This is a genomic window from Rufibacter latericius, assembly GCF_003721515.1.
GTDB lineage: Bacteria > Bacteroidota > Bacteroidia > Cytophagales > Hymenobacteraceae > Nibribacter > Nibribacter latericius.
In genome coordinates, this window is the sequence record NZ_RJJD01000008.1 from 402,473 (window position 1) to 421,755 (window position 19,283).

Below are 19,283 nucleotides of genomic sequence, written 5' to 3' on the forward strand. Positions count from 1 at the left end.
AGAAAACCAAAAATCTGTATCCGAATAGACTTGAAAGCAAAGGCATATAGATTGCCAATCCTCCCGTTTCATCTAGGAAAAAGCGGCAAAATTTAGCCTTAAGTTCAAACCTTATCCCAACAGATGCGAGTTGCTTCAGCTGAAACAACCCGCATCTGTTTTTAGATACCTGGTGTAACGAAGCCTTTTAAGGAAAATCCTAAATTGACGACCAAGCGTTTACTTGTTTCCCGAACAGCCAAGCCTGTCTTCCTTGAAGCTTTTTGGGTTTTCGAGCCTTTTTCTAAAAACTACCAAAAAAAAGGTTGCCCTTCCTCTTTAGGTCTTGGGAATATAAAAGTATTGCTCCACACTTTGGCTAGAGCTTTCCCCTAGATTCTTCTGATTTTTAGTGATCTTTCAGCAGAGGTAAACAACAGGTCTTCAATCATCTATCTAAATTTTTTAAGCCGTGCAACCTTCTGCATAGCAACAGAATCTAAGTATAAATATTTACTTTTTATTTAGTATATTGAAAATAAAGTATTCAGAAAATACTTTATTCAGAAGCTACAACCTCTTGGTAGCTGTTTTCAACTTGTCCCTTCAACCAATTAACATATCCATAATGCTTACCAAACCTACTAACACCCATGAAAAAAAGCGTACTATTCACCCTCATGGCCCTTACCTGCCTGATAGGTCAGGTGTGGGGCCAGGATCTGGCCGTGACCGGCACCGTTATCTCTGCTGAAGAACGCACTCCGCTCCCCGGGGTTAGTGTCGTTCAGAAAGGAACCTCCAATGGTTCCAGTACCGATGCATCGGGCCGATTTTCTATCAGCGTACCCGGGAACGCCACCTTGGTTTTCTCCTTTATCGGGATGGAGACCCAGGAAATTGCCGTGGGAAACCGAACCACCATCAACGTCAACCTGCGGATAGGCAACTCACAGCAGTTGGAAGAGATTGTAGTGACCGGCTTGGCCAGTAGTATTAAGCGCTCCAACCTGGCCAATGCCGTGGCCACGGTTTCGGCGGAGGAACTGGTGGGCAGAACCCGGCCCCAAACCGTGGATGCCGCCTTACAGGGCAAAGTGGCCGGTGCCGTCATCTCCCAGAACACCGGAGCACCGGGCGGGGGTATCTCTATGCAGCTACGGGGGGTTTCCACGTTAACGGGCGCCTCGCAACCCCTCATCATCATTGATGGGGTGTATGCCAACAACGAACAATTAGGAAACGGCGCCGGCTCCCCAAGCTTTACGGGCGCCTCGGCCACCACCCACCGCACCACCCAGGACCAAACGGTGAACCGTTTGTCAGACATCAGCCCCGCCGATATTGAAAACATTGAGATTCTGAAGGGCTCCAGCGCCGCCGCCATTTACGGGGCCCGGGCCAATGCGGGGGTAGTCATCATCACCACTAAACGCGGGAAAGCGGGCAGAACCAACGTAAGTCTGGGGCAGGATGTAGGGTTTGTCACCGCTTCCCATTTACCAGGCTCCTCCAATTGGGATGAGGCGCGGCTCCAGGCTATCTATGGCAGCAACCCTGCGCGTCTGGCCGAAGAAACCGCTTTGTGGCGGGCTGCCAATGCCTCGGGCAACATCTATGATTACGAAGAAGAGATCTTCGGGAACACGGGCACCGTCTACAACACCAGGCTCAGCGTGTCGGGCGGAAACGAAAAAACGAAGTTCTACGTGGCCGCTTCCAGAAACGATGAATCAGGCATCGTCAAGAAAACCGGCTTTGAGCGGAATTCCATCAGGGCCAACATTGACCACCAGATTTCCAAGATGTTTGACCTGAGCTTGAGTTCCAACTACATCAGGTCCAGCAACCAGCGCGGATTCACCGGAAACGACAACAACGGGGTGGCATTAACCTATAACCTCGCCTATACGCCCAACTACCATGAACTCCACCCCAACGAGCAAGGCATTTTCCCCGATGCCCGCAATACCGGTGACAACCCTTTGGCCATTGTAGAACGCGCGGTAAACGATGAGAGCACAAACCGTTTCATCCAGGCCGGTACCTTTGACATCAACCTCATCTCAGAGGAAAACAGCCAACTGCGGTTCTCCGTCTCCGGAGGAATTGACTATGCCAACACAGAGTCACAGTTGTACCTGCCCGTAGACTTACAGTCGCAGCGCGATTTAGCCAATCCCGGCGCTATCCGCAACTCACGGTCCAGGGTGTTCAACACCAACCTGCAGGCGGCTTTAGTTTACAATTACAACCTGCTGGACAACCGGTTCCACATGACTACCCAGGTAGGAACCAGCCGCCTCACCAACGAAACCGACCTGAGCCATGAACAAGGCCTGGGCCTGATTGCAGAGCAACGCAACCCCAACAACTCCCAGGTACCGTCACGCTACCAGCGCCTGACCTCTTTTCAGGATGTGGGGATTTTTGGGCAGCAGGAAGTCAACTTCGAGGACAAAATCATTGGTACGCTGGGCATCCGGTTTGATAAATCAAGCCTGCTGGGCGACCATGAGAAATTCTACACCTTCCCTAAAGCATCTTTGGCGGTAAACGTGGCCAAGTTCGGTTTTTGGTCTATCCCCCAGATAAACCAGGTAAAACTGCGGGCGGCCTACGGCGAAACCGGCGGGATGCCCGTTTACGGGGCCACTTTCGTCTCCTTTGATCCGCAAATTATTGGGGGTATGATCGGAATTGTACCTACCCTTTTCATCGGGAACGAAGAGATTGAACCAGAGCGGGCTCAGGAACTGGAATTAGGGATTGATTTGGGCTTCCTGGATAATAAGCTCACCTTAGAGGCCACTTATTACAACAAAGAAGTAAAAGACCTGATCGGGATTTTCCAGATACCCAACAGCACCGGTATTACCCAGATTGAAGCCTACCCGCTGGGAGATCTACGCAACAAAGGCATTGAACTGAGCCTGGGCTACTCTCCCGTTCAGACCCAGAATTTCTCCTGGAACGGTACTGTCCTGTACTGGCAAAACCGTACCGAGGTCACCAAGATCAACGTGCCGGTTCAGGAGTTCAGGACGGGATTTGGAGCATCATATGGCACTAACTTCTTTATGCTGGGCGAATCCCCTACCCGGTGGTACGGCAACCCGACCGTGCCGGGGCACCCTACCGGCTACACCCGGTACGAAGAAGCCCAGCCAGACTTCCAGATGAGCTTCGCCAACACGCTCAGCTTCCTGAGGAACTTTGACTTCTCTTTTCTGCTCCACTGGAAAAAAGGCGGCTACATCAGTAACCTGAACATGGTATTACGGGACGAAGGCGGCACCACCCACGACTGGGCTGAGGATGACAACGGCGATGGCGTAGTCAACGGTGAAGAAAGACTGGGGGCATCGGCCCGTTACCGCATTCAGGACGGAACCTACCTGCGCCTGCGCGAACTGGCTCTTTACTATAACCTGCCCAGAACCCTGAAGCAGACCTTGTTCAGAGGCTACGTGCAGAACGCTAAGATTGGGGTTTCGGCCAATAACCTGTTCACCGTCACCGATTATGAAGGGTTTGACCCTGAGGTTTCCAACTTCGGGAACACACCGCTTGGCTCTCAGGTAGACGTAGGCTCTTTCCCTAACACCAAAAGAGTGTTTTTCCATTTAGCCTTCGATTTCTAAAAACCCCTCAAAAAACCAGACCATGAAACTCAGAAAACTATCCATTTATACGGCATGTGCGCTCCTGCTCAGCGGCACCGCGTGCAGCTACTTTGAAGTAGAAGATTCCCAGGACCCCAACCGTGCCGCTATTGAATCTATCGCGAATCCTTCCAGGTCTCAGATTGGGCAATTAGTGGTGGGAGTGGTAGCCCAGATGCGCAACAGCTACGGCAGCAACGCCCCCTATAACCGGGTAACTGGCGTATTAGGCCGCGAAATCTACGTTCTGGCTACAAACGAAAGCAAGTGGTACAATGATTTACTGGGAGCCCGCCCCTTGGATGACATTTCCTTTTACAGCGTTGGGGCTTACAACCAGATCTCCCTGGCCCGGCGTGCAGCCCAGAACCTGCAGGAAGCAAGCCAACGAAGCACCTTCCTCTCTGAAGAGGAGAAAAAAGGCGTCAGCGGATTTGCCAATACCGTTCAGGCTTGGTCCATGCTGCACCTGTTAAATTTGATGGGCGAGAACGGCATCCGGATTGAGTACGGAGACCCCAATGATCCGCGCAATCCGGGTCCGGGTCCGTTTGTGAACTATGATGCGGCCCTCACGGAAATCAGGCGACTGCTGGATGTAGCTGGTACCGAGTTAGCCGGAGCGGGAGACGAACTGGCTTTCGCCCTGCCCGGTGGGTTCGCCGGATTTGATGACCCTGAATCTTTACGGGAGTTCAACCGGGCCTTAACCGCTCGGGTGGCCGTGTATCAGGAGGACTGGACCGGAGCTTTAGCGGCCCTGGATGAATCATTCCTGAACCTAAGCGCGGCTACTCCCGCTGATCTAATGGTGGGGCCCAAACACACCTTTGGAGCCGCGCCCGATGTGTTCAATTTCTACTTCCAGAACCCAAACGCCAACTCCCCTACCCTCGCCTTCGTGCACCCAAGTTTCCTGGCCAACGCCGAACCCGGTGACCGCCGCGTAGCGGAGAAAACCGAGCCCCGCACTTCTCCCAGAACGTTGGGCGATTTAACCGGCACCCATGATCCCACGCTGTACACCACCAATACCACGCCCATCTCCATCATCAGAAACGAGGAGTTACTCTTGATCTATGCCGAGGCCAAGATCCAGTTGGGCCAGTACGAAGATGCCATATCGGCGCTGAACACCATCCGGACCGTGGCTGGCGGCCTTACACCCTATGCCGGATCCAGAACCGACAAGGAGGCCCTAATCAGTGAAATGCTAAAACAACGCCAATATTCCCTCTGGTACGAAGGTCACCGTTGGATAGACATGAGAAGGTACAACCGCCTGAACCAACTCCCGCTGGACAGAACCGGTGACCAGGTCTGGGACCGCCTCCGCGTTCCGTTCAACGAAACCGCCTGGGGCGGCACTTTGTAGATTCCTCCAGCTATTCTAATCAAAGAAAAGGGCGCCTGTAGGGTGCCCTTTTCTTTTTATCCTTGAGGCCTTGAATTGTCCCGTAACATCCTGGCTTAAAATTACCTACTCCTGTTTTAGGGCCACTTTTAACAAAACGCCTCTTAAACCATAATGAATGCTTAATTTAGAAGCTGCTTCCTCCACAAGGAAGGCAAAGCATTTCCAGCCTGATTTTACAGAAACCCCTTAAAAACAGCGCCTCTACATCTTTCGTTTTCGGCAAACCAGCCCCAAAACCATTTATTTCTCGGTAGCAACTCTGCCCACCTACAGTATTTTCGATAAATTTTGAACCTATTCTTTGGTATTTTCATTTTTTATGTAAAATCTTTGCAAGTGCTTTCAAGTAGAGGCCGCATTCTTTATACTATCTTAGGTCAATGAATAAAAAGTCGATTTTATCAGTTGTTGTGGCAACGGTAAAACGCTCCATCCTCCGGAGTGCGCTTTTTTCTGTTCTTCCCAGAACAGTTTTTTGTGAACCCCTTTACCTTACCCGATCCAGGCGCTAGGCCACCGGCTCAGGTTGTGATCTACAACTAAACCGGATGCATCCCTGTATACCACCTTTTGGGTTGGTAGCAGACCCCTATTTCTTCCTTAATTTTTTAAAAGCCATAGCGATGCGTACTTACGCTTCGGCTGTAGAGTTGCAGCCTATTGCACCCGTTTCCATGGAAACCTCTCACAATGCTTTCACTGTAGTGGTTGCTACAGAAGAGCACACCCCCTTTGCGCAGCAGATTTGCGATGAAATGGAGTCCTCGGCGAAAGCACGCGGCACCGGCATCGCGAAGCGTTCCCCAGACTATGTGGCCCAGAAGATGCGGGAAGGCAAAGCCGTGATCGCGTTTGACGAAGAAGGCAACTGGGCTGGGTTCTGCTACATTGAAACCTGGGGTCACGGCGAGTACGTGGCCAACTCAGGTTTGATTGTATCGCCGCATCTGCGCAAAAGCGGTCTGGCCAAACGCATAAAAGAAAAGGTGTTTGCCTTGTCACGCACCAAGTACCCGCATGCCAAAATTTTCGGGCTTACCACAGCCTTGGCGGTGATGAAGATAAACTCAGATCTGGGGTACCGTCCGGTGACCTACTCTGAACTCACCAACGACGAGGAGTTCTGGAAAGGTTGCCGCAGCTGCGTGAACTTTGATATTCTCACGGCCAAAAACCGCAGCAATTGCCTGTGTACGGCCATGCTGTACGTTCCGCCAAAGGCAGAAGAATGAGTGATTGAATGGTTGAATGATTGAGAGAATAAAAGTTTACATTCTCTCAATCATTCAACCATTCAATCACTCCATAGACAATCACTCAATCATTCATTCTTTCAATCATTCATTAAAATGAAAAAAGTAGTTCTCGCGTTCAGCGGCGGCTTAGACACATCTTTCTGTGTGAAGTACCTGCTGGAACAAGGTTATGAAATCTATTCGGCCATCGTGAACACCGGCGGCTTCTCTGAGGAGGAACTGGCTGAAATCGCCCGAAGGGCCGAGAATTTGGGTGTGACCCACCACGTAACCTTAGACGAAACCGATAACTACTACCAGTCTTGCCTGAAGTACCTCATCTTCGGGAATGTCCTGAAAAACAACACCTATCCGCTGTCAGTGAGCGCCGAGCGGATCTCGCAGGCGGTGGCCATTGCCAAATATGCCCAACAGATTGGGGCCGAATCGGTAGCGCACGGTAGCACCGGCGCAGGCAACGACCAGGTTCGGTTCGACATGGTGTTCAATATTCTGGTGCCGAACGTGCAGGTGATTACACCTATCCGCGATTTAAAATTGTCGCGTGAGGAAGAAATTGCCTATCTGAAAGAGCGTGGCGTGGAGATGGACTTCCAAAAGGCGCAGTACTCTATTAACAAAGGCATCTGGGGAACATCGGTGGGTGGTAAAGAGACCCTGACCTCGCATCAGGCCCTGCCAGAATCTGCCTACCCAACTCAGCTTTCTAAAGAAACGCCAGAGCGTATCACGCTGCATTTCAAAAATGGGGAGCCTGTTGGATTGAACGACGAAATGTTTGACAACCCAGTGCATGTCATCCAGAAGCTGCAGGAAATTGCCGGAGGCTTCGCGATTGGTAGAGACATTCACGTGGGTGATACTATTATAGGCATCAAAGGCCGTGTGGGTTTTGAGGCGGCGGCGCCGATGGTCATCATCAAAGCGCATCATGCCCTGGAGAAACACACGCTCACCAAATGGCAGCTGTACTGGAAAGACAGTTTGGCTACCTGGTACGGCAACTGGATGCACGAAGGTCAGTTCCTAGATCCCACCATGCGCAACATCGAGACCTTCCTGACCGATACGCAGAAGACCGTCACCGGAAAAGTGCATGTGTTGCTGGCCCCATACCGCTTCCAGGTAGAAGGTATTGAGTCTGAGCATGACCTCATGTCTTCTAAATTCGGTTCTTACGGCGAAATGAACAACGCCTGGACCGGCGAAGACGTGAAAGGTTTCTCTAAAATATTTGGAAACCAGACCATGATGTACCGTTTAATCAACGGCGAGGACGATGCAAAATAGCCTGATAAAAGTTGGTATAGTAGGCGGAGCGGGCTACACCGGTGGTGAACTGCTGCGTCTGCTGGTGCACCGCCCACACGTAGAAATCAGCTTCGTACACAGCAACAGCCAGGCTGGCAAACCTGTGACAGACACGCACACAGATTTAATTGGCGACACGGATCTGGTCTTCACCAACGAACTGGGCACCGAGGTTGACGTGCTGTTCCTCTGCGTAGGCCACGGCGATGCGAAGAAATTCTTAGACGCCAATCCTATTCCAGATGAGGTAAAAATCATTGACCTAAGCCAGGACTTCCGGTTAACTGAGAAATCTGCTTTTGGCAATCGGCAATTTGTTTACGGCCTGCCCGAGCTGAACCGTGCCCAAATCAAAACAGCGGCTAACGTGGCCAACCCAGGCTGCTTCGCTACCGCGATTCAGCTGGCCTTGCTCCCACTTGCGCAGAATGGTTCTTTACCTCAAGAAGTGCACGTAAGCGGCATCACCGGCTCTACCGGCGCGGGCCAGAAACTAGCCGAGACCTCTCACTTCAGCTGGCGCAACAATAACATCTCCAGCTACAAAGTGTTCGGGCACCAGCATTTGCATGAGATTACGGAGAGCCTGCAATCACTGCAAACAAATGCGCAACCTGCAATAAGGTTTGTGCCTTACCGCGGTAACTTCAGCCGAGGCATCATGTGCACTACCTACCTGCGTTCAGACTTGAGCTTGGAGGAAGCGCAGCAACTATACAGGCAGTTCTATGAAAGCCATCCGTACACACTGATCACTGATAAAAACCCCGACCTGAAACAGGTGGTGAACACCAACAAGTGCTTACTCTATCTAGAGAAGCACGAGGACCAGTTGGTTATCACCAGCATGATTGACAACCTGCTGAAAGGTGCCTCGGGACAAGCCGTGCAGAACATGAACCTGATGTTCGGGCGGGACGAAAGGGCTGGCTTGCAGCTGAAAGCCATTGGGTTTTAGTTTTCATTTTAGGCCTGTTTTGAGAAAACAGACTGATAACTTAAACAGCTACTAAGGTTCCACTGGCGCGAGCGTCCCTCTTGTGTCCGCACACATTGCTGAGAATGTTGATTCTCCCACTCTTGTCATCCTGAAAGGACCTTGTAGGCAAACTAGAAAAGCAGCAGAGAAAAGCCGTTAATGTTCGCTCACAAGGTCCTTTCAGGATGACAAAAAGAATGATCTAAAATGCGTGCGGACACGGACAGCAAGCTCACGCTAGCGAATGCGGCAAATAAAATCAGAAACCAGAAATAGCCGCTTTCAGGCTCTTTTCTGAGAAATAGACATAAAACAGAAATCGTGTTACGTGTGTCGTGATACGTGCTACCGACTATGAATCTCTTCGACGTTTATCCTCTCTTTGATATAACACCCGTACGCGCCCTCGGCTCCACGCTTTGGGACGAAAACGGTACTGAGTACCTGGATTTGTACGGCGGTCATGCCGTGATTTCCATCGGCCACAGCCACCCGCATTATGTGAAGCGCTTAACCGAGCAGCTGAATAACATGGGTTTTTACTCCAATTCGGTGAACATTCCGCAGCAGCAGGAACTGGCAGATAAGTTGGGGAAACTCAGCGGCTATGATGATTACCAGTTCTTCCTGGTGAATTCTGGGGCCGAGGCCAACGAGAATGCGCTCAAACTGGCGTCCTTCCATACAGGCCGCAAAAAAGTCATCTCGTTCCGTAAATCTTTCCACGGACGTACATCTGCGGCTGTTGCGGCTACCGATGACCCAAGCATTGTAGCCCCGGTGAACGTGACGGATAACATCCTGTTCTTGCCGTTCAATGATTCGGCGGCCGTAGAAGAAGCGCTGTCTACGAATGAAGTAGCAGCTATCATCATTGAAGGCATTCAGGGTGTAGGCGGCGTGGTGATTCCGGATGCGCCCTTTTTGCAGGATTTGGAAAAACTAGCCAAAAAACACGGAGCGCTACTTATTTTGGACGAGGTGCAGTCGGGCTACGGGCGTTCTGGTAAGTTCTTCGCGCACCAGCACGCAGGCATTCGCCCAGACCTGATTACGGTTGCGAAAGGGATGGGCAACGGTTTCCCGGTAGCGGGCGTTCTGATTTCGCCGGAGATTCCGGCCAAGCACGGCATGCTGGGTACCACCTTCGGAGGGAATTACCTAGCCTGCGCTGCTGCCTTAGCGGTTTTGGAAGTGATTGAGCAGGAGAACCTGATAGAGAACGCTACTCAAATGGGCAAGTACCTCATGGAGAAAGCCAAAGCCTTGCCGGGCGTACGTGAAGTGCGTGGCCAAGGCTTGATGGTGGGCATCGAGCTGGAAAGCCCTTGCGCTCCCCTCCGCAAAGCCCTGCTGGATGAATATGGTATCTTCACCGGCTCGGCCTCCAACAAAAATACCATCCGTATACTGCCAGCCTTGAACGTAACTCAGGCGGAGTTAGATAGATTTTTAGAGGCGTTCGCTGTGCTCGTATCACGTAGCAAGTAGTCCTTATCACGATTTTATATTTATGTCAAACCGGTATCGCGCTACCTGATACGCGATACTTGATACCATAGAAAGATGAAGCAATTCACTTCCGTTCACGACGTAGAAGACATTGAGGCGCTGGTGCGCGAAGCACTGGTGTTAAAACAGCATCCGTACGCACATGAAAGCCTGGGCAAACACAAAACGTTGGGTCTAATTTTCCTGAATCCTAGCTTACGCACCCGCCTCAGCACGCAGAAAGCCGCACAGAGTTTGGGCATGAACGTAATGGTGATGAACATGGGTCAGGAAGGCTGGGCGCTGGAAACACAGGACGGTGCCATCATGAACGGCACCACCGTGGAGCATATCAAAGACGCCGCCGCAGTCATGGGCGAGTACTGCGATATCCTGGGTATGCGCTCTTTCCCGAAGCTGCAGAACGTGGAGGATGATTACTCAGAAGAAATCCTGCAGAAGTTCATCCAGTATGCCAATGTGCCATTTGTAAGCTTGGAATCAGCTACCCGTCACCCGCTGCAAAGCTTGGCAGATTTAATCACCATCACTGAGCATGCACCAAAAGGCCGCCGGCCAAAAGTGGTATTAACCTGGGCACCACACGTGAAAGCGTTGCCGCAGGCCGTTCCTAACTCCTTCGCCGAATGGATGTGCGCTGCTGATGTGGATTTCGTCATCACGCACCCCGAAGGCTACGAACTGGACCCACAATTCACCAACGGCGCCACCATCACCTACAACCAGCAGGAGGCTCTGAATGGTGCAGATTTCATCTACGTGAAGAACTGGTCCACTTACCAGCCTTACGGACAGGTGCTCACCCAAGATGCTAGCTGGATGCTCACCAATCAGCACCTCGCCAACACAAACAACGCCAAAGTCATGCACTGCCTCCCTGTGCGCCGCAATGTGGAACTCAGTGATGAGATTCTGGACGGCCCGAACTCGCTGGTAGTACAAACCGCTGCCAACCGTGAATTTGCCGCCCAAGCAGTGTTAAGATTGTTGTTGGAAGGATTAAAGTAAGGAAAGCCGCTGGCATAAGTGGCAAATTCGCACCAGCAAAAAAGTCCAGAATTTAATGTCTATTGCCTAGTGTCTACTAAAATCAACGTCATCAAAATTGGGGGAAATGTGCTGGATAATCCGGCACAGCTTGACCAGTTTCTCACCGATTTTGCCTTCATCCAAGGTCCGAAAGTTCTGGTACACGGTGGCGGGAAAATTGCCTCGGATCTGAGTAAGCAACTGGGCATTGAACCTAACATGGTGAACGGCCGCCGCATCACCGATGATGATACCTTGCGCGTAGTGACCATGGTCTATGGCGGATTGCTGAACAAGAACCTAGTAGCGCAACTGCAAGCCCGAGGCTGCAATTCCCTCGGCTTGACTGGTGCCGATGCCAACGTCATTCCGGCCCACAAGCGCCCGGTGAAAGACATTGATTACGGCTTGGTAGGCGATGTGGAAAGTCCAGAGCAGGTGAATGTAAGGTTTTTGGCTTCCTTGGCGGAACAGGGCCTAACTCCGGTTTTTGCGGCATTAACACATGACGGTCAGGGCAGCCTGCTCAACACCAACGCCGACACGATCGCCTCTACCCTAGCGGTAGCGCTGAGCCGAGAGTTTGAGGTGAACCTGGTGTACTGCTTCGAGAAGAAAGGCGTGCTGCTGGATGTGGAAGATGAGACCAGCGTAATTCACCATCTTCAGCCAGACAACTATGCAGAGTTGAAAGCCCAAGGTTCCATCTTTGCGGGGATGCTTCCTAAGTTGGATAATGCGTTTGCTGCGCTACAAGCTGGCGTGAACGCGGTGATCATTGGTCATGCAGGCGAAATACAAACCATAGCTGCAGGTGAAAAGGCTGGGACGAGGATAACGCTGTAAGTCGGCGCTGTTTTCGTTTCTTGGCTACTTTGCCGAAAAGAGGCTAAAAACATTTCCTAACCAGAGGATACAGGCTGTGCCTTTTCATTCACAATACTTCCAGATTTGATTGGCCGCCCTGTACGTTTTTAGTTAGATTTTTAGAAAACAAGCCCAAAGCAGTTGGAGGAGTCTCTGATTTACCTTTCTTGCAAAAGTAGTCTCAACATCAGGCCGGTGCACCGGCTGCAACCTTAAGAGCCATGAATGAACAGTATAAGAAAATAGCCATTCTGGGCGGCGGAAACATGGGCATCGCGCTGGCCAAAGGTATGGTCGCCTCCGGGAAATACCGCGCTGAGGACATTACCCTCACCCGTCGTAACACCAGACTATTGGAGCCGATGGTGGAGCAGGGCTACCGCGCCTCCAGCAACAACGCACTGGCCGTCTCCGAGGCTGACATAGTAGTCTTGAGTATCTTGCCACAGCAACTGGACAGCGTTTTGGACAACATCTCCGAAAGCATCGACCCAAGCCGACACCTGTTCATCTCCATCGTGACCGGCGTGGCCGTGACCGATATCATCACCCGCTTGGGCAAAGTGGTGGAAGTGGTGCGCGCCATGCCCAACACCGCCATCGCCATTCGGGAGTCGATGACGTGTATTACCAGCAAGAATGCCTCGCCTGAGAACATCAAACTGGTGAAAGAGATCTTCTCCGCCGTAGGCGAAACGGTTGAGATTGAGGAAGAATTAATGTCCTCGGCTACGGCGCTGGTGGCCTGCGGAATTGCCTTCTTTCTGCGCTCTATTCGCGCTGCAGCCCAAGGTGGTACCGAGATCGGATTCCACGCGGGTGATGCGCTGCGCATGGCCGCCCAAACCGCCAAAGGCGCGGCTTCCCTCCTGCTGCACTTCGGAAGCCACCCAGAGAACGAGATTGACAAAGTGACTTCGCCCAAAGGTTGTACTATCGCAGGCCTCAACGAGATGGAACACAACGGCTTCAGCTCCGCGATGATCAAAGGCATCAAGACCTCGGCCAATAAGGCGGAGAAATTGTATACAGACGAAAAGTAGAGACAAGGCATGCCTTGTCTCTCACCTCTTGCTGGTTTTGCCTACTTCTCAGAAAAGGGACTGAAAACAGAAATCAGCAGATGTAAACATATCCTTACCCCCTCAAAGGGGGACTCTCGAATAGCGTACTTTTTTAAATGAACAACACCTTATACCAAGACGCTTTAACCCTGCTTCAGCAGTTGATTTCCATCCAATCCTTCAGCCGCGAAGAGGCAGGAACGGCGGAGGCGATTGCGCAGTTTTTGCAGACCAGAGGCGTGGAGATTCACCGCAAGGAGAACAACGTCTGGGCGTTTAACAAGCAATACAACCCAGCTTTGCCTACGGTGTTGCTGAACTCGCACCATGACACCGTGAAGCCGCACCCGAGCTGGACCTTTGACCCGTTTACGCCTACGGTCCAAGATGGTAAACTCATAGGTTTGGGCAGTAATGATGCAGGTGGTTGTCTGGTGTCGCTCATCGCTACGTTCCTGCACTTTTATGAGCGGCAGGATTTGACCTATAATTTGGTGCTGGCCGCTACCGCCGAGGAAGAAATCTCCGGTAGAAACGGCATTGAGCTTGTGTACCCAGAACTGGGCACAGTGGAATTTGCCATTATAGGCGAGCCCACCCAGATGCACTTGGCTGTGGCCGAGAAAGGCTTAATGGTACTGGACTGCGTCGCGCACGGACAAGGCGGCCACGCTGCCCGCGAAGAAGGCGTGAACGCTATCTACGAGGCACTGCCAGATATGGAATGGTTCCGCTCGTTCCGTTTCCCAAAGGAGTCCAGCTTCTTAGGTCCGGTGAAGATGAGCGTAACCATCATTCAGGCTGGTACGCAGCACAACGTAGTGCCGGACCAATGCACGTTCACGGTAGATGTGCGCATAACCGATGCCTATCAGCCCGAGGAAGTGTTAAGCATCATTCGGGAGCACGTAAAAAGTGAGGTGACGCCTAGGTCTACCCGTTTGCGGCCCTCGTCTATTGACCAGAACCATCCTATTGTGCAATCGGGGATAAAGCTGAGCAGGAACCTGTACGGCTCCCCTACCACCTCAGACCAAGCGCTGCTGAATATTCCCTCGGTGAAGGTTGGTCCTGGCGACTCGGCGCGGTCGCACACCGCCAATGAATTCATTTACCTATCAGAACTGGAAGAAGGCATCGCCCTTTACATACAATTATTGACACCCGTTATTACCGTTTAGCATGAAACTCTGGCAGAAAGAAACATCCGTGGCTCAGAACGTTGAGAAATTCACCGTGGGCAAAGACGCCGAAATGGACTTACAATTGGCTCCTTTTGATGTGTTGGGCTCCCTGGCGCACACGCGCATGCTGGAGAGCATCGGGCTAATGGAACCGGAGGACTTAGCCGCCGTGCAGCGTGAGCTGAAGGAGATTTACCGAAGCATTGAACGCGGTGTCTTTGAGATTGAGCCCGGTGTGGAAGATGTACATTCGCAGGTGGAGCTGTTGCTCACACGCCGTTTGGGTGAGGCTGGTAAGAAAATCCACAGTGGCCGTTCGCGTAACGACCAAGTACTGGTGGACCTGAAACTGTTCATCCGCCATGAAATCCGACAGACGGTTGAGGCCGTGCACACGCTGTTCAACACCTTGCAGGAACTCAGTGAGAAGAACAAACACATCCTGCTGCCCGGGTATACCCACTTGCAAGTGGCTATGCCTTCTTCGTTCGGGTTGTGGTTTGGCGCGTACGCAGAGAGTTTGGTGGATGACCTTCAGCTTCTGCAGGCGGCCTACAAAATCAGCAACAAGAATCCGTTGGGCTCGGCAGCTGGGTACGGAAGTTCTTTCCCGCTTAACCGTCAAATGACAACTGATTTACTTGGTTTCGAGGCGCTGAACTATAATGTGGTGTACGCCCAGATGGGGCGCGGCAAAACCGAGCGCAGCGTGAGCATGGGCCTGGCTTCTATTGCCAGTACCATCAGCCGCATGGCCATGGACGTGTGCCTGTATATGAGCCAGAACTTCGCCTTCGTGACGCTGCCAGATGAACTGACCACCGGTTCCAGCATCATGCCGCACAAGAAGAACCCCGATGTGTTTGAGATCATGCGTGGCAAGTGCAACCGCCTGCAAGCCCTCCCTACCGAGATTCAGATGCTCCTCGGCAACCTGCCCTCCGGCTACCACCGCGAACTGCAATTGCTCAAAGAAAGCTTCTTCCCGGCTTTCACAGAGATTAGGAACTGTTTGGAGATGATGACCTTCATGCTGCCGCACCTGAAACTGAACGAGGATATACTAAAAGACGAGAAGTACCAGTACCTCTTCAGCGTAGAGGTGGTAAACAACCAGGTTCTGAGTGGCGTGCCGTTCCGGGATGCGTACAAGAACGTGGGAATAGCCATTGAAAAAGGTGAGTTCACCCGTCCCGAAACGTTGCACCACACGCATGAGGGCAGCATTGGCAACCTGTGTACCGAGCAGATCAAAGGCATAATGGAAGAGGTACTGAGCGGTTTTCAGTTTGAGAAAGTAGACAAAGCTATTGCGGAGTTGCTAGCTTAGACGTTTTCAGGGCGTTTTTGTAAAAACAGCAGGAAAACGTAGAAGGCCTCACAGGTTTTGAAAACTTGTGAGGCCTTTTCTTTCATCGCCGGTATGGCGTAACGGTGTTACGCCGGTACATTATTTTCAGCCTGATTTCTACAAAACAGCCTTGAAACAGCCTGCTTTATTTCACGCTAATTTCCAGGGACTGCAGCATAAATCCGCCTTGTTCGGCGATTACTCTAAAGACGTTCTTGCCGGGTTTTAGGGGGATGTTTTTCAGGGTAACGGTCTTCCATTTTTTGGGGCTACCGGTATTAGGCACGCCCATTCCGGCTTTCACCACGTCTCCGTTTACGGTGAGAGTGAGTTTACTTGTGTTGGTATCAGAGCCGACCAACAGCTTAAGCATGCCCGTAGTCGCTTTGTTTTCCTCGAAGGCGGTGGTGTATTGGAGCCACTCGCCGGTTTCTATGTGATTCACGAAAAACTTCTTAGAAACGCTGTCTTGGGCAATGTCTACGCCGTCGTTGCGGAAGGTGGTGCCGCGGTTCCAGGGGGTGCGGGGGCCGCCGGTGGAGATGTAGTAGTTGGCGGTGTCTTTGTCTAGGTACGCGAAGCCGTTTCGGCCGAGGTCATAGTTCACAGCGGGGATGGTCAGTTTCTTGACGAAACTGTAGTTCCCGAACGGAACCGTTTCGGTTGATTTGACCTGGCGGAACATGGCGTCCACCACATCAGGATGGTAGAGATTGTTCTCCAGTTTCAGGTTCTCGGTGAGTTCCATTAGGGAGACGTAAGCTTCATCGGCAGATGGTTTGGGGCCTTTGCCTTGCCAGTAGGTCAGCAGTTTCTGGTAACCGGGCGTCATGGGCACTTCCAATGGGTTGTTGAAGCCCAGTTTCTTGAGCGGCCACCAGGCCCACCCAATGCCCTGCCCTTCCACAAGCTCAATAGCTTGCCGGAACCACACGTTGGAGTTCTCACCGGTTTCGCCCAGCCAGATGGGCACATTGTGCTGTTCGCGCAAGTCCAGCCATCCTTTGATGGCGTTCAGGTCGTTGTAGTTCCAGTATTTATGAAAGCTGAGGGCCATGTTCTTGTCCCAGACGGGCAGCACGCCGTTGTAGTTGTTGCCCCAGCAGTTGCCTTCAATGAAAATCAAGTGCCGTTGGTCTACCTCGCGAATGGCCTTGGTGATGTCCATCATCAGTTGGCGCAACGGAGCGTTGTCTTTTTCGGCGCAGCCGTTTTTGTCTTCTTTGCTCTGAAAACCCCAATTAGGCTCGTTGATGATGTCGTAGGCACCTATCCAGGGCTCGTCTTTGTAGCGTTCGGCGAGTTTGCGCCACAGCGCGATGGTCTTCTGCTTGTTCGCTTCGCTGTCCCACAAAGAGGGTTTGGCAGGGTCGCGGTCCGAGATGTTGGTGTCGTTGCCTTGTCCGCCGGGGGCGGCGTGCAGGTCCAGGATGAGGTACATGCGGTTGGCTTTGCACCATTGCAGGAGGCTATCGGTCATCTGAAAACCTTTCTCCAGCCACGTGTTCTGGCCCGCCACCGGCTCCTGCTCCACGGGTAAGGTGTACAGGTTGTAATGCATGGGCAAACGCACCGAGTTGAAGCCCCAGGTAGCCATGGAATCTATATCGATCTTGCGGGTATGGTTCTGAAGCCAGGCGTTGTAGAACTCCTGCGTACGCTCCGGACCGATCAGTTCTTCCATCTTGGCTTTGATGCGGTGCTGCTGGCCGGCAAACTCGGCGGTTCTGAGCATGTATCCTTCCTGCAGCATCCAGCCGCCCAGGCCCATGCCGCGCAGCAGAACTGGCTGGTTCTGGGCGTTAACAATCTGTTTTCCTTCGGCCCGGAGAAAACCTTGGGCGTGTACCTTCCCAAGGAAGAAAAACGAGAGGCAGAATAAGGCAGAAAGAAGCTTAGGCAAAGACAAAGAAGGCTGACGCATAGCGGTTCAATTGAATAAGCTGGTTCGATAAATAGCCTACCAATATATTAATCTTTTACCTTTTAGCACCCTTACCGAAACCGATTGGCAACCTAAGAGCAAAGCCTTCTTGTTTTAGGCCGGTTTTGGGCAAAACAGGTCAGGAATGCACGGGCTTTTCTTCGGCGGTTTGGGCAGATTCTCTGTAGAACACCCATCCTACCAGGTAGCCTGCCAAGCTGCCTGCCAAGCCGTACCACATAGGTTCTATCTGGGTGCCTGAGATGCGGCAGAAGAACCAGGAACCCATGCCCACCACCATAGACAAAATAGCTGCCGCCGCCGATGTTTTTTTCAGGTAAATACCGGCCACCAAGGGTACCAGCAGACTCACCAAACTCAGCGCCGATGACTCGCTCACCAGCTCATGGATGTTGTTGCGGGACAAAGCAAACCCTAAGGAAATCACCGAAACGATGAGCACGCTTCCACGGGATAGCCCCAGCAGTTTTTTATCCGTGATGTTTTTGAAAAACGGGCGTAGCAGGTTCTCACTTAAGATGGAGGCTGGGGCCAAAATTGCACCACTTGCGGTACTGATGATAGCAGAGATGAGAGCGCCGAAAAACAGTACTTTGATAACCATAGGACTGGAACCCAAAATGAGGCTAGGCACCAGCATCTGCGCATCTTTGGCGGCTAATTCAGGATGGAGCACTTTTGCGTAAATGGCCAGAATCAGGGGCAGCAAAGCAATGGTGACATACAGAAAGGCCGCCAGCAAAGAGGCGCTTACCGCCACCTTCTCTGATTTAGATGACATCACGCGCTGGAACACATCCTGCTGCGGAATAGATCCCAAACCGATGGTTATCCAAAGGGCGAGGTAATTGAGCCAACCGGTTAACGAAGTGCCTGTTTTAGGGGTGATTCGGTAAAAATCGGGCGGAAGTGTGGCGGTTACCTCTGAGAAAGGTTTCTCGCGCATCACCCACCAGGTGACGATCAGCAGGCCCAGAATAATCATGATGGTTTGCAGGTAATCGGTGATGCTCACACTCCACATTCCCCCGAAATACGTGTACAGCACCACCAGAAAGCTCCCGACCAAGATGCCCTGCACCAGCGTGGTGCCCAGCAGCAGGTTGAAAGAGATTCCCAGGGCCACCATCTGGGCCGCCACCCACCCGAAGTAGGAAATCACGAGGCAGAACGAGGCGATGACTTCGGTGGTGCGGCCAAACTTGACACGGTAAAAATCGCCGAAGGTGAGCAGGTTCATGCGGTACAGCTTCCGGGCGAAGAACAGGCCCACCAGCACCAGGCACAGGGCCGCGCCCAACGGATCTTCCACCATACCTATTAAACCGTCTTTGGCCACTTCTGCGGAGGCTCCCAGAATAGTCTCTGACCCAAACCAGGTGGCAAACACCACAGCCGTGGCCATGGGCAAAGGCAAGGCCCGACCAGCCAATAGGAAGTCTGCCGTGTTGTGTACGCGGCGGGCGGCCCAAAGCCCCAAGGCTACGTTGAGCACCAAATACAGAAGAACGAAGAAGACCAGCATGAAAAACAGATATCGGTTTGGAGCCTGATTTCTGAAAAACTGCCCCAAACTCCCAGCAAGTTAGTAGATTCCCATGCTTTTTAGATTGTGCAAAAATTAATAGTTTAGAAGGGTACAGATGCCTTTAATTAATTCTATTTTTAGGCTTCGTTGCCAAGTTTGCCTTATAGCATCAACCGCTGAACAAACACCCAATCAG

12 protein-coding genes and 1 pseudogene are annotated in these 19,283 nt (G+C 52.0%); 11 read left to right on the plus strand and 2 right to left on the minus strand.

Annotated elements, in window-relative coordinates; translation table 11 throughout:
• The first annotated feature begins 632 nt into the window (after window positions 1-632).
• The 11 genes and pseudogenes from EFB08_RS13695 to argH all read left to right on the plus strand — a co-directional run bounded on the left by EFB08_RS13695 (window position 633) and on the right by argH (window position 15,593).
• The gene (locus tag EFB08_RS13695; protein WP_123127516.1) at window positions 633-3,623 is read left to right on the plus strand and encodes a SusC/RagA family TonB-linked outer membrane protein; all 2,991 of its coding nucleotides are present in this window, start codon (window positions 633-635) and stop codon (window positions 3,621-3,623) included.
• 22 nt (window positions 3,624-3,645) lie between these two features.
• The gene (locus tag EFB08_RS13700; RefSeq protein ID WP_123127517.1) at window positions 3,646-5,019 is read left to right on the plus strand and encodes a RagB/SusD family nutrient uptake outer membrane protein; all 1,374 of its coding nucleotides are present in this window, start codon (window positions 3,646-3,648) and stop codon (window positions 5,017-5,019) included.
• A 716-nt stretch (window positions 5,020-5,735) separates the two neighbouring features.
• Window positions 5,736-6,281, plus strand: a pseudogene (locus EFB08_RS13705) (GNAT family N-acetyltransferase); the annotation flags it as partial.
• Between the two features lie 129 nt (window positions 6,282-6,410).
• Window positions 6,411-7,607, plus strand: coding sequence for an argininosuccinate synthase (gene argG, locus EFB08_RS13710; protein WP_123127518.1), 1,197 nt, complete (start codon window positions 6,411-6,413; stop codon window positions 7,605-7,607).
• Complete coding sequence (gene argC, locus EFB08_RS13715; RefSeq protein WP_123127519.1) at window positions 7,597-8,586, plus strand: N-acetyl-gamma-glutamyl-phosphate reductase; 990 nt, start codon at window positions 7,597-7,599, stop codon at window positions 8,584-8,586. The genes argG and argC overlap by 11 nt, the downstream gene beginning before the upstream one ends.
• Window positions 8,587-8,961: 375 nt before the next feature.
• A complete protein-coding gene (locus EFB08_RS13720) occupies window positions 8,962-10,098 on the plus strand; it encodes an aspartate aminotransferase family protein (protein WP_123127520.1) in 1,137 nt (378 codons plus the stop codon).
• A gap of 75 nt (window positions 10,099-10,173) precedes the next feature.
• Entirely contained in the window at window positions 10,174-11,127 is a 954-nt protein-coding gene (locus EFB08_RS13725; protein WP_123127521.1) for a Rossmann-fold NAD(P)-binding domain-containing protein, read from the plus strand.
• Between the two features lie 69 nt (window positions 11,128-11,196).
• A complete protein-coding gene (argB, locus tag EFB08_RS13730; RefSeq protein ID WP_227006337.1) occupies window positions 11,197-11,994 on the plus strand; it encodes an acetylglutamate kinase in 798 nt (265 codons plus the stop codon).
• Between the two features lie 242 nt (window positions 11,995-12,236).
• Entirely contained in the window at window positions 12,237-13,058 is an 822-nt protein-coding gene (proC, locus tag EFB08_RS13735) for a pyrroline-5-carboxylate reductase (RefSeq protein ID WP_123127522.1), read from the plus strand.
• Window positions 13,059-13,195: 137 nt separating this feature from the next.
• Entirely contained in the window at window positions 13,196-14,260 is a 1,065-nt protein-coding gene (locus EFB08_RS13740) for a M20 family metallo-hydrolase (protein ID WP_123127523.1), read from the plus strand.
• Window position 14,261: 1 nt separating this feature from the next.
• Complete coding sequence (argH, locus tag EFB08_RS13745; protein WP_123127524.1) at window positions 14,262-15,593, plus strand: argininosuccinate lyase; 1,332 nt, start codon at window positions 14,262-14,264, stop codon at window positions 15,591-15,593.
• A 166-nt stretch (window positions 15,594-15,759) separates the two neighbouring features.
• On the opposite strand, the gene EFB08_RS13750 is transcribed toward argH, so the two are convergent.
• On the minus strand, window positions 15,760-17,538 hold the full coding sequence (locus EFB08_RS13750) for a cellulase family glycosylhydrolase (protein ID WP_123127525.1): 1,779 nt from the start codon (window positions 17,536-17,538) through the stop codon (window positions 15,760-15,762).
• 139 nt (window positions 17,539-17,677) lie between these two features.
• Window positions 17,678-19,084 carry a sodium:solute symporter family protein gene (locus EFB08_RS13755; protein WP_123127956.1) on the minus strand — a complete coding sequence of 469 codons (1,407 nt, stop codon included), beginning with the start codon at window positions 19,082-19,084 and terminating at the stop codon, window positions 17,678-17,680.
• Window positions 19,085-19,283: the final 199 nt, after the last annotated feature.